Genomic DNA, 12,747 nt, shown 5'->3' with positions numbered 1-12,747 from the left:
GGCCCTGGGTGAGCAGAACGGACCGCAAGCGCATCGCCCAGGTTCTCGTCGTCGCCCTCCTCGCCGCTCTGGTGCCGACCGCGGCGCACGCCGGCGCCAACCTGGTCGCCAACCCGGGCGTCGAAGGACTCGCCGGCAACGGGTTCCCGGTCTGCTGGGAGAGGTCCGGCTGGGGTGACCAGAACTTCACTTTCGGCCTGTCCCACCCCGGGCACACCGGCGCCAACGCCATGCAGATCACGCTCGTGACCGCGTCGAACGGCGACCGCAAGGCGATGATGCTGGAGAACCCGTCGTGCGCACCGAACGTCACGCCGGGACACCAGTACGACCTCTCCGCCTGGTACACGACCACCACCGCGAACACGGTCATGACCATGTTCCGGCACGACGTCGCGCACGGCTGGGTGTACTGGACCGACCTGGCCACCCTGCCGGTCACCGCGACGTGGACGCGGAAGACCGTCCGCACCCCGCCGGTCCCGGCCGGCACCGACCAGATCGTCTGGGGCGTCACCGTCTACGGCGTCGGCACGCTGCGGACCGACGACTACGCCATGGACGACGTCACCGCCCCGGCCCCCGGCACCTCGTGCAGTGCCGGGGACGCCTGCACCAAGGGCGTCTGGCAGGTGATGCCGTTCACCTCACCGGTCCGCGGCATCCACACGGTCGTGCTGAAGAACGGTGACGTGCTGCTCGTGGCCGGCTCGGGCAACGATCCCGACGCGTTCGCGGCCGGCACGTTCACCACCGCCGTCTACCACCCGTCGACCGGGACGTTCACCACCGTGCCGACCCCGGCCGACCTGTTCTGCGCCGGTCACGTGCAACTGCCCGACGGGCGGGTGCTGATCATGGGCGGGAACAAGGCGTACCCGGCCGCCGACGGCAGCCACGGCTACGAAGGCCTGAAGAACTCCTACGTCTTCGACCCGGCGACCAACTCGTATTCGCGGGTCAACGACATGACCGCGGGCAGCTGGTACCCGTCGGCCACGGTGCTGGGCAACGGCGACGTGATCTCGCTCGGCGGCCTCGGCGAGGACTCGTCCGGCACGGTCGCCACCCAGTACTTCAAGACCAGCGAGTCACGGTGGCTCAGCCTGAACGAGGCCCACCAGACGTGGAACTTCTGGGGCCTGTACCCGTCGATGATCCTCATGCAGGACGGGCGGCTGTTCTACTCCGGCAGCCACGTGTTCGGCGACGGACTGCCCGGCACCGGCTCGTCGATCTACGACTACGGCACCGGCACCATCACCCCGGTCCGCGGCCTGCAGAACAAGGACCAGCGCGACCAGTCGATGAGCGTGCTGCTCCCACCGGCCCAGGACCAGAAGGTGATCACCATGGGCGGCGGCAACATCAACACCAACGTCGACGCCAACCCGCTCACCGACATCATCGACCTCAAACAGCCCGACCCGGTCCACATCGCCGGCCCGCCGCTGCCGGCCGCCAAGATGTACGTCTCCGCGGTGCTGCTGCCCGACGGCAAGGTCTTCGAGACCGGCGGCGGCCTGCACAACCGCGCCGACCCGGTCTACGAAGCCTCCATGTACGACCCCGCGGCCAACACGTTCATCGCCGGCATGGCCACCGACCCGGTGCCCCGCACCTACCACTCGTCGGCGTTCCTGCTGCCCGACGGGCGGGTCATGGCCGTCGGCGACAACCCGGGCAACGGCACGTTCGACATGCGGCTGTCGGTCTACTCACCGCCCTACCTGTTCCAGGGCGCCCGTCCGCAGATCTTGACGATCCCACCAACCGATTGGGCGTACGGGTCCACGCAGTCGATCACCGTCGACGGCCCGGTCCTCAAGGCCGAACTGATCCGCCCCGAAGCCGTGACCCACTCCAGCGACCCCAACCAACGGTTCGTCGACCTTCCCATGTCGGTGAACGGCACCACCATCGGCCTCAACGTGACCAGCAACCCGAACATCGCCCCGCCCGGCTGGTACATGCTGTTCGTCGTCGGCACGAACGGCGTCCCGTCCGTCGCCCAGTGGGTGCACCTCGGATGACCGCCCGTCGCCTCTTCTCCCTCACCGCGGTGGTCGCACTGGTCGCGGCCGCCGCGGCGGTGCTGGTGCTGCTCGGGCGGGCCGCCCTCACACCGGGTGACCCGCCCTCGCCGCTCGCCGCCGCCGCCGAGCCCTCCTCACCACCCGCACCGGTCCCGTCGGAGCCGGCGCCTCCGCCACCCGGGAAGCCGGTCCCCGCGGCCACTCCCCCGGCGAACCCGGTGCCCGCCGCCGCACCGGCCCCGTTCGTGCAGCACTTCGCCAGTGGCGCCACCGCCGGCCCGCTGCCCCGGCGGAAGTCACCGACGGCGACAGTCGACGTGCCCGCCTTCGTCGACGGCTGCGACCACAACTACGGGACGCCCACCCAGTGCGTCCCGCTGACCTTCCCACCCGGCGTCACCGACAGATGCGCCTGGCTGGCGGCGCACGGCTTCACCCAGCTGCTCGTCGCCGGCCGGGACGACCAGCACCTCGACCCCGACGGCGACGGCACCGCGTGCGACTGATCAGCATCGGTCATCGCCGGGTGCACACCGGCACCGGTTCCGCGCCGGGGAAGTCCCGGCTCCAATCGACGCTGACCGGGTCGGTGCAGGCCCGCCGGATGACGGCGTCGAGGTCACTGTCGATGTGCCACAGCCCCGACTTGCCGTCCAGCAGCGAGAGCCTGTCGCCGTCGAGGCGGGGTGAGCTCAGGCGCAGGCCCTGCACGCGCAGCAGAAGCAGTCGCCGGCCGCTGTGGGCGTCCCAGACCCGGGCCTCGGCACCGTCGACGACGGCGACGGTCTGCCCGCCGGCGTCGAAGGCCGCGACGGCGGTCTCGTCCAATCCGTCGGCGCGAGCCACGACCCGTGGCGCCAGCGGATCGGCGACGTTCACCATCGTCATGGTGGCGTTGCCCAGGTACGAGGTGACGGCGATCAGTTGGCCCGGCCCGGCCCGGACGACGGCCGGGTGCGGAACGCGCAGCACGGTCGCGGTCAGGTGGCCGTCCGGAGTCCAGTTCTCGATGACGTCCTGGTCGCCGTCGCGGCGGCTGACGATGATGCCGGAGCCGTCGGCGAGCACGGCGGTGCCGACGACGCCGACGACCGGCAGCCGGCGTGCCACCTGATCGGCCGGCCGCCACACCCGGGCCGACCCGTCGGCACCGACCGCGCTCAGCAGGGAGCCGTGGTGGTCCATGCCGTCCAACCTCCCGAGGCCGTCCGGCGCCGCGATCCGATGCGGGTGGTCGAGGTCGGTCAGATCCCAGAGCTCGGAGTGGTCCGGCCCGCTCCGATAGATCGCGCGTTGCTCGTCGCCGCTGCTCAGGTACCGGTAGCTACTCGCGGTGGGCAGCCGGCCCGCGGGTAGCCACGCCCGGCCGTCACGCCGCCAGAGCTGTTCGTCGCCGGACTCAGCGGCGTACGTGGCCGCGTACCGGCCGGGTGGCTCGACGAATCCGCGCCCGAGGGTGGTGGCGCCGGCGGCCGCGTTCGCCAGCACCAGCGCGTCACGGGCCTCGGTGGTGGGTGCGAGCCGATAGGCCGCCAGGGCCAGTCCGGCGGCCTCACGGGGCCGCCCGGCGATCATGTCGCGGGCGGTGGCGGACGCCCGCAGGGAGAGCGCCTCGTTGCGCTGCCGGGTCGCCCGCTGCTGCGCGGCCACCGCGGCCACCGTCGTGCCGGCCAGCAGGACCGCCAGGGCGGCCAGCCCGGCCGCGAGCCGGCGCAGGCGGCGGGCGGCGCGCCGGCCGGCCTGCGCCCGCGCCCGGTCGGCGCGGAGGCCGGCGTCGAGGAACTCGCGTTCGTGCGGGTTGAGCCGATCCCGCAGGGCACCCGCCTGGTCGAGGACCGCTCCGCGGTAGAGGAGGTCGGGGTCCCGGCTGTGTTCCTCCCAGGCCAGGGCCGCCTCGGTGAGCCGATGCTGGACGCGCAGGTTCTCCCGGTCGGCGGCGATCCAGCCGGCCAGCCGCGGCCAGGCGCTCAGCAGTGTCTCGTGGATCAGCTCGACACTGTCGCGGTTGATGGTGATCAGCCGGGCGGCGGCAAGGCGATCGAGCAGGGCGCCGGGCGTGGCGAGGTCGGCCCGCCGGGCCCGTCGTCTGGTGTCCTCGACGCCGTCGCCCGGCGTCACCAGACGGGTGAACAACAGCCGGGCAGCCTGCCGCTCGTCCGGGGTGAGCTGCTCGAAGGTGGACTCGGCGGTCCGGGCGAGCGCGTGGTCGATACCGCCCGCGTCCTGGTAACCGGTCAGGGTGAGAACCACGCCCCGGCGGCGCTGCCAGGTCTCGGCGAGCGCGTGCGACACCAGCGGGAGCGCGTTCGGCTGCCCGGCGACATCAGCGATGAGGCGGGCGACCAGCGCGGTCTCGATCGTCGCCCCGGCGTGCGCGGCCGGCTCGGTGACCGCCGACCGCAGTTCCTCGGTCGACATGGGGCCGAGCAGGATCTGCGCGCGATGCAGCGTGGTCACCAGCTCGGGATACCGTGCGCAATGGCCGTAGAAGTCGGCGCGCACCCCGATCACGATGCGAGCCTTCGGCCCGGCGGCCCCGGTCAGTGCCCGGATCAGCCAGAGCCGGCCGGCTTCACCGCAGACCGTGAACACTTCCTCGAACTGGTCGACCACCAGCAGCACGTCGCCGCCGGCCTTCGCGAGCCAGCCGCGCAACGCCTCGGGGCCGGCGGCCAGGTCGCCGCGGACCCGGGCCACCGGCTCGTCGGCGAGCTGCGCCACGGCCGCCGCCAGCTCGGTGATCGGATCCGCCCCCGGTGTGACCACTATCGGGGTGCTCTCGGTGCGGGCGACCAGCCCGGCCCGGAGCAACGACGACTTACCTGAACCGGAGGAGCCGAAGACCCCGACGAACGGCCGTTCACCGACCAGCGTCACGAGGGCCGTGGTGACCGCCTCGCGGCCGAAGAACCGATCGGCGTCGTCGACCTGATAGGCGGCCAACCCGACGTACGGAGCGGCTGCGCCGGAGTCCTTGCCCGGTAGCGCCGCGGCGAGGTGCCGCCACCGCTCGGTCCATGCGCCGGCGTCGCCGCCGCACGCCCGGACGACCGCACGGGTGATGGCCAGGCTGGGCAGACGACGGCCGGACAACGCGTCGGACAATGCCGCCGCCGAATAGTTCGTCCGCTTCCCCAGCTCCCGATACGAGAGCCGGCCGGCCCCGAGGCGCAGTCGGCGCAGGTCACCGGCGAAGCGGAGCAGCGGAGTGTCCTCGGACTCCAGCGGGCGTTCCTGTCGGGGCACGTCACCTCCACCACATGCCGGCACCGCCGCGCCGTGTCCGGTGTTCGTTGTTCAGTTCCCGGCGCCGAAGCTGAACATCCCGCGGCTACCTAAGGTCGGAAGCCGCCCCTCTCCACAGTAGATCGCGCCGAGGTGGCGTTCTCCATCCCTGAACAACAGCAACTCCCGGAACAGCAAGGAGCTGTGAATGCGACTGTCCCGCGTCGTCATCGTGGCGGCGGCTGCCCTACTGGCCTGCTCGCCCGCCGCTTGCGGCTCCAGCGAGAAGAACGCCGACAAACAGGCGGCCGCCGGCGCCGCGGACAATACCGGAGCCCTGATCGGCGTCACCATGCCCACGCGAGCGTCGCAGCGGTGGAACGGTGACGGCGAGAACGTCAAGAAGGATCTCGAGGCGCTCGGCTACAAGGTCGACCTCCAGTACGCCGAGGATGACATCCCGACCCAGGTGAACCAGCTGGAGAATCAGATCACCAAGGGCGCCAAGCTGCTGATCATCGCATCGATCGACGGCACCGCGATGACCTCGCAACTGCAGAGCGCGGCGGCCGCGAAGATTCCGGTCATCGCCTACGACCGGCTCATCCTCAAGTCCCCCGACGTCGACTACTACGCCACCTTCGACAACTACAAGGTCGGCGTGCAGCAGGCCACCTCGCTGCTCGTCGGCCTGAAACTGCGCAACGCCGACGGTACGCCCGGATCCGCCAAGGGCCCGTTCAACATCGAACTGTTCGCCGGCTCGCCCGACGACAACAACGCCACGTTCTTCTACAACGGTGCGATGTCGGTCCTCCAGCCGTACCTGGACAAGGGCACGCTCAAGGTGCCGAGCAGGCAGACCGATTTCAAGACGATCGCGATCCTGCGGTGGCAGGCCCGGACCGCGCAGGACCGCATGGAGAACCTGCTGACGTCGACCTACCGGGCCGGCCTGAAGGTGGACGGGGTGCTGTCACCCTACGACGGCCTGTCGGTCGGGATCGTCTCCGCTCTCAAGAGCAACGGCTACGGCGCCGCCGGGCAGCCCTATCCGGTGATCACCGGCCAGGACGCCGAGGTCGCCTCGGTGAAATCGATCATCGCCGGCGAGCAGTACTCCACGATCTTCAAGGACTACCGCGATCTCGCGAAGACCAGTGCACAGATGGCCGACGCGATTCTGAAAGGCGGCAAGCCCGCCACGAACAACGACAAGGACTACGACAACGGGGTGAAGGTGGTGCCGTCGATGCTGCTCGACACCACGATCGTGAACAAGGCCAACTATGAGAAGGCGCTGATCGACAGCGGCTTCTACCAACGCACCCAACTGCAGTGACGAAGCCGGCTCCCGGCGTCACGCCGGTCACCGTCCCCGCAGGACGGTGACCGGCGGACGATCAGGCGACGTCGATGGCGTCCAACTCGGCGTAATTCGCCCCCTTGCCGTACGAAATCGTGTTCGTCCCGGCCTTGAGCGTCACGTCCCGCTCACTGGTCTGCCAGTTGTCCCACCCCGTGACCGGGTAGTCGACGGTGCCGGCCGCCACGCCGTTGACGACCAGGGTGTGGCCGGCCGCCCCGCCGTCCGAGCCGTTGGCGAACCGCGTCGAGAGCCGGTACACCCCGGCCCGCGGCACGTACACGGTGAACGTGACCCGGCTGTCGGCGAAGTCGATGCCACCGACCACGGCCCCGTTACTGGCACCTCCGGCCGCGTACCGCGCGTTGGCCCGCGTGAAGTCCGCGTCCTCCGCCTCGTAGCGGATCCGCGCGCCCGCCACGATCGGACGGCTGCCCTGCCAGTCCAGCCGCTGCGAGTAGACCGCCCGGTAGGTGAACGTGGGATCCCAGCCGTGGAAGACGATCCGGTCCCGCCCGTCCGGCCCGGTCACCACGTCCTGCCCGCCGGGCCCGCGCACCGCACCCGCGAACGCGTCCGTGGTCATCAGCGGAACATCCGATTTGGTGTACGGCCCGCGCAAGCTCGGCGACGTCGCATAGCTGCTCACATAGCTGCCGTTGCCGAAGAAGTTCGCCGAGTAGAACAACACGTACGTCCGGCCGTGCTTCCACAGGGTGGGCGCTTCCACCAACGTACCCTCGAAGGGCTTGTTCTGTTTGATCAGCTGCGACTCGGTGCCGGTGCGTCGCAGGCCGTCCGCGCTGACCTGCTGCAGATGCAGCCAGGTGTCCTGCGCGCAGCAGTTGCCGTCGTTCTTCCACAGGATGTAGCGGCGCCCGTTCTCGCTGAACGAGGAGGCGTCGATCGCGCCACCGATCTCCGGGGTGCAGACCAGCGCGGCGTCGCGCGGCACGAACGGTCCGCCCGGCGACGTCGCGGTCGCGGCCCCGATGCACTGCTTTCCGGAGGTACGGTCGTGGGCCGTGTACCACATGACGAAACTCTTCGGCCCGGTCGCGAACACCTCCGGCGCCCAGACGCCGTGATCACCGGTACCGCCGGGTGGGAAGGTCCAGTCGGAGTCGGCCCACGCACCGAGCGTCGGCAGCGCGTCACCGGCCTGCACCGTCCAGGTGACCAGATCGGTGGAAGTGGCCCACTTGATGTGCCGGCCGTCGCTGTTGGTGGCGTAGGCGTAGTAGGTACGCCCGACCTTCATCACGTCCGGATCGGCGAAATTCTCGTCGATGACCGGCCCGGACACCACGGCCTTGACCGTCGGCACGGTCTCGTGCGGCATCGCGGCCAGGGTCGGAACGGGTGCGGCGGCCGTGACGGTGAGCAGGCCGGCGGTGAAAAGCAGGAAGCCGCGCAGAGCACGGGATCGGAACACGGGTCCTCCAGTGAGTCGGTGGATCTCGGCCAGAGATGCTCGTAAATTAACCCGCCGAGCCGCCGAGCGCCGCTCAGCCGGGCCGGTACCGGAGCAACTGTCGGGGTGCGACCACTGGTTGACCTGGCGGTCGGCGCGGATCGGGAGGGGCGGCCGGTATGGACGATGCGGAGATCGATCGGCCGGGCGACCTCCGGGTCCGCCACTCGTGGGCGCGGCCCGGGCGCAGGCTACGGCCCCGCCTCACGATCGACGTCGACGCCGAGGTGGCGGCCGTCGTCACGGACCGCGACGGCCGTCTCCTGCTGGCCGTCGCCGAGAACGACGGCCAGCTGCAGCTCTGGGATCCGGCCACCGGTGAGCCGGTGGCCGGGCCGTCGCTCACCGGCCCGGCCACCTGGGCGTCGGCCAGGTCGACACCGTCTGGGCGCTGATCTGGCATGGTGGTCTCTGGCCTCCGGCCCTCCCGGCGGCACCGCTGACCGAACCAACCGAGAAGGGCTGATCCCTGCTTCGGGACACCTGCCTGGTGCAGAATCCTCGTTCGTGAACTCACCGACCCCTGCGATCGCCGTCTTCGGCACAGCTGCTGTCGTCTCCGCAACGGGCGCCGGCATGGAGTTGCCGGTGATCCGATACGGTGCCGAGATCGTGGCGATGCTGGCTTTGTCCGCAGGCGCAGCACTGACCGGCCGGCACCGCGCCTTGAGCCTCCTCGGCCTGCTGCTGGCCGGCGCGGCTCTGGCCGATCTCGCCGCGACCTGGATGACCTATCCGAATCCGGCGCCCACGGCTCCTGACGGCTGCCCAGTCGCAGACGAGGCGGTCACCGAGTACTGGACCGGCCGGCTGCGCCTGAGCCAGCTCGCGGCGGCACTGCACTTCGGCGCCCTGATCTGCGGGATTCTGGCGGTGTCAGCATTGCCCTCACGACCAGGTCTGCATCGCTGGCACCGGCCCCTGCTCGTCACGCTGGTGTCGACCCCAGCGGTCTTGATCGGCCTCTACCCGATCTACTCAGCCGACGACCGTACCGAGCTGCTGGACCGCACCACGCCGGCGATACTCACTCTGGCTGCTGCGGTCGCGCTGACGGTCCTGAGCATGACCCGCACTGCTGGCGGTCGGGCACGAATGACAGCACTCATGGCCGGCGGTGCGCTCGCCTATGTACCCGCGTTGTTCGCCGTCGAGCGGGTCGCCGGCCCGATCGTCCAGTTGCAGCATCTGTCTCCCGAGCCGGAGCCTGGCGTGTTCATGACGTGCGCCTACGGATACGGAACGCCGGCCACCTCACCTTCCACGGTCGCGTTGACCGCCGCCGGCATCCTGCTCGTCCTGGCCGCCCCCGCGCTCCTGGTGTGGGCGTCACCGCGACCAGCCGGTTGAACGCGCGTAGCGATGAACCGGCCTCGTGCCGCGTGTGGCCGTGCCGTGATCGGGTGCACGGATCTGCCGCTGATACCGCGCTGGTCAGGTGGGAAGCCGCGGAGGTCGCGGCAGGCTGTCCGGTCAGGCCGAGGCGGGCCAGGGAGCGCCGTCGGCGGTGTCGAAGCGGTAGAGGTGGTGCCTGTCGGCGGCGAACAGCGCGACCCGGTCCCCGACCGGCACCGCGGTCAGGCCGTCGAGCAGGTCGCCGTCGTCCGGGTTCCGGCCCGGCCCGGTGAGTCGGACTCCACCTTTGTGCCTCCCGCCGGATCGTCCGATCTTTCTACCAGCGGACCGCTACCAGGTTGCTCCCACCCGCCCGCGCGGCTTCGCTCAGACCGAGGTGGCGGCGTGACGATGGCGTGGTCATGCCGAATCGTCTCGCTCCGCGTCGTGCCCGGCCGGGCGTGCTGTCCCGTGGGAGCACGGCGCTGATCCTCGGCGCGTGCGGGATGCTGGTGGCGTTCCTCGTCTTCTACGCGACCGGGCTGGGCAGCGCGGAGCTGCGGACCTGGGTCACCGATCTCACGTACGTGCCGATCAGCCTGGCGAGCGTCGTCCTGGGCTTCGGGGTGTGCCGTTCCCGGAGTCTGGGTCGGCGGACCCGGCGGGCGTGGTGGTTCATCACGGCGGCGTTCGCCTGCGAGGCTTTCGCCAACACGGCCTGGTTCGTCATCGAGGCCGTGCTGCACACCAGTCCGTACCCGTCGCTCGCCGACCTCGGCTATCTCGCGTTCTTCCCGCTGCTGCTGACCGGGCTGATGCTGACCCCGGTCGACCGGCGCAGCGGTGGTGGCCGGGCCAAGCTGATGCTCGACATCGTGGTCACGGCGGTCAGCGTCGCGATGATCATGTGGTACTTCGTGCTCGGTCCGACCATCGCCGTCGCCGGTGCGCAGCCGCTGGCGGCCGCGGTGTCGATCGCCTATCCCTGCGGGGATCTGATGGCGATCTGCGGGATGGCGATCGTGCTGATGCGCGGGGCGGTCCCGGCGAGCCGGCAGGCGCTGCGCGTCCTGATCGCCGGAATGCTGGTCTTCGTGGTCGCCGACATCGCGTACGCCTATGAGGGTCTGCACAACTCGTTCGCCGGCGGGAACTGGCCGGATCTGTTCTGGCTGACCGGCAACACGCTGTTCGCGGTCAGCGCCTACCTGCAGCAGAGGAACGCCGGGCCCGGCGCCGACCACGAGCAGGAGCGGGAGGCCACGACCGACACCCGGGCCTCGGGCGTCACCGTGGTGCCGTATGTGACGGTCGCCGCCGCTTACGTGCTGGTGCTGGTCGCTTCCCGGCACACCTCGCTGTTCCCGCTGGGCGGGCTGATCATCGGCGCGGTCGTGGTCACCGGCGCGGTGGTCGTACGGCAGCTGGCGGCTCTGCGCGAGAACCGTGCCCTCGCCGTGACCGACCAGCTCACCGCGATCCCGAACCGGCGCATGGCTCAGCAGCGGCTCGCCGACACGGTGGACCGCGCGAATGCCACCGGCCGTGGCGCGGCGGTGCTGCTGCTGGACCTGGACCGGTTCAAGGAGATCAACGACGTGATCGGCCACGACGCCGGGGACGCGCTGCTGGTCGCCATCGCCCAGCGGCTCGACCGGGTGGCGAGCGGCCTGGGTCTGGCCGGCCGGCTCGGCGGCGACGAGTTCATCCTCGTGCTCGACGAGGTCACCGGCGCGGAGGACGCCGTGCGCATCGCGCGGGTCCTGCTCGGCGCGCTGAGCGAGCCGGTGGTCTACGGCGAGCACCACTTGCACACGTCGGCCAGCATCGGGGTCGCTCTCACCGGCACCGCCGGTTCGGCCGACGAGTTGCTGCAGCAGGCCGACGCCGCGATGTTCGCGGCCAAGCGGGCCGGTGCGAGCCGCTACGAGGTCTACCACCCCGGGCTGGACGTGCGGGCCCAGGAGGCGGAGCTGCGCCACGCCATCGAGAACGACCAGCTGGTCCTGCACTATCAGCCGGTCGTCGACCTGCGGACCGGGGCGACCGACGGCGTCGAGGCCCTGGTGCGCTGGGCCCACCCGAAGCGCGGGCTGCTCAGCCCCGGCGCGTTCATCCCGCTGGCCGAGCAGAGCGGCCTGGTCGTCGCCCTCGGCGCCTGGGTGCTGCGCCGGGCCTGCACCCAGAGCCAGGGCTGGCGGACGGACGAGGTGACCGTCGCCGTCAACGTGTCGGCCACCCAGCTGCGCCGGCCGGGGTTCGTCACCGAGGTCACCGGCATCCTCGCCGAGACCGGCTTCCCGGCCGACCGGCTCGTCCTGGAGCTGACCGAACACGTGCTGATCCACGACGACACCGTGACCCTGAGCAAGATCAATGCGTTGCGTGGTCTCGGCATCCGGATCGCCGTCGACGACTTCGGCACCGGGTACTCCAACCTCAGCTACCTCGGTCTGCTGCCCATCGACATCCTCAAGATCGACCAGTCGTTCGTCGCCCGCATCGCCGGGACCGGCGCCGACCGTACCGTCGGCGAGGCCGTCGTGAACCTCGGGCATGCCCTCGACCTCGACCTCATCGCCGAGGGCATCGAGACCGGCGACCAGCTCCAGATTCTGCGTGACCTGGGTTGCCGGCACGGCCAGGGCTTCCGCCTCGCCCGGCCGATGGCGGCCGAGCAGATCGCCGCCCACCTGGCCGCTCAGGACACCACGGCGGTGGCGAGCGGGGTGGCCTGAGCGGGCCGGGGACCGTGGCCGCCTTCACACGTCGCGCCGGCCGGTGGCCGGCTCGGTCAGCGCGCGGGCTACGACCGACGGCGCCTGACGTCATATCGCCCAGCCGGCCGATACTTCGAACACGCCATTTCTTACATCAATGGCAGCGAATGGACAATCAGCTCGCCGTTCAGAGTTTCGGACCATTCGCATCAGTTTGACGACACTTTCGTGTGGCATTCACCTGCGCTCGCGTCAAGGTTCCACCAAAGAGCTTTCGTTCGCTTTGCGGGAAAGCTCGCGAGCCGGCGCTTCTCCGCTTGAAAAGCGATAAATGCCGACAAGTCTCCGCGCACAGCATTGCCCGGACAACTTGTCACGGGTCCGCTTGCAGACCGTTACGGATCAAACACGGAAACGGCATGTCAGGGTGTGGACCGGCGACCACAGAAATGTTGACGAATCGACCCGGGACGATCTCAAAAGAGGACCGCTAGCATTGCCCCGCGCCCGGGTCAACGCTTCGCGACAGCAAACAAAATGCGGTCGAGCACCCGCCGGAAAATCCTTAAATCTTGCTTAGACTCGCCGTCG

The 12,747-nt window shown here is 70.3% G+C and carries 8 protein-coding genes; 6 read left to right on the top strand and 2 right to left on the bottom strand.

Features of this window, described 5'->3' with window-relative positions:
- The first annotated feature begins 8 nt into the window (after positions 1-8).
- Positions 9-2,033, top strand: coding sequence for a galactose oxidase-like domain-containing protein (locus tag ACH442_RS33045; protein ID WP_396342066.1), 2,025 nt, complete (start codon positions 9-11; stop codon positions 2,031-2,033).
- On the top strand, positions 2,030-2,542 hold the full coding sequence (locus ACH442_RS33040; protein ID WP_396342065.1) for a hypothetical protein: 513 nt from the start codon (positions 2,030-2,032) through the stop codon (positions 2,540-2,542). Before ACH442_RS33045 ends, ACH442_RS33040 begins: the two co-directional genes overlap by 4 nt.
- A gap of 10 nt (positions 2,543-2,552) precedes the next feature.
- Here the strand turns inward: ACH442_RS33040 and ACH442_RS33035 are convergent, their stop codons facing one another.
- A complete protein-coding gene (locus tag ACH442_RS33035) occupies positions 2,553-5,282 on the bottom strand; it encodes a hypothetical protein (RefSeq protein ID WP_396342064.1) in 2,730 nt (909 codons plus the stop codon).
- A 187-nt stretch (positions 5,283-5,469) separates the two neighbouring features.
- Here ACH442_RS33035 and chvE point away from each other — a divergent pair, with 187 nt between their 5' ends.
- Positions 5,470-6,603 (top strand): multiple monosaccharide ABC transporter substrate-binding protein, encoded by a 1,134-nt coding sequence (chvE, locus tag ACH442_RS33030; RefSeq protein ID WP_396342063.1) that lies wholly within the window; start codon positions 5,470-5,472, stop codon positions 6,601-6,603.
- A 61-nt stretch (positions 6,604-6,664) separates the two neighbouring features.
- On the opposite strand, the gene ACH442_RS33025 is transcribed toward chvE, so the two are convergent.
- Positions 6,665-8,062 carry a family 43 glycosylhydrolase gene (locus ACH442_RS33025; RefSeq protein WP_396342062.1) on the bottom strand — a complete coding sequence of 466 codons (1,398 nt, stop codon included), beginning with the start codon at positions 8,060-8,062 and terminating at the stop codon, positions 6,665-6,667.
- 158 nt (positions 8,063-8,220) lie between these two features.
- Here ACH442_RS33025 and ACH442_RS33020 point away from each other — a divergent pair, with 158 nt between their 5' ends.
- The 3 genes from ACH442_RS33020 (at position 8,221) to ACH442_RS33010 (ending at position 12,174) form a co-directional block, all read left to right on the top strand.
- On the top strand, positions 8,221-8,496 hold the full coding sequence (locus tag ACH442_RS33020) for a hypothetical protein (RefSeq protein ID WP_396342061.1): 276 nt from the start codon (positions 8,221-8,223) through the stop codon (positions 8,494-8,496).
- 112 nt (positions 8,497-8,608) lie between these two features.
- On the top strand, positions 8,609-9,451 hold the full coding sequence (locus ACH442_RS33015) for a hypothetical protein (RefSeq protein WP_396342060.1): 843 nt from the start codon (positions 8,609-8,611) through the stop codon (positions 9,449-9,451).
- Between the two features lie 407 nt (positions 9,452-9,858).
- Positions 9,859-12,174: a putative bifunctional diguanylate cyclase/phosphodiesterase gene (locus ACH442_RS33010; protein WP_396342059.1), complete on the top strand. Its 2,316-nt coding sequence runs from the start codon at positions 9,859-9,861 to the stop codon at positions 12,172-12,174.
- Positions 12,175-12,747: the final 573 nt, after the last annotated feature.

Origin of the sequence: Actinoplanes sp. NPDC020271, from assembly GCF_044388125.1 — a bacterium.
Lineage (GTDB): Bacteria > Actinomycetota > Actinomycetes > Mycobacteriales > Micromonosporaceae > Actinoplanes.
The sequence above is the reverse complement of the archived record's forward strand: the minus strand, read 5'-3'. Positions and strand labels throughout refer to the sequence as shown.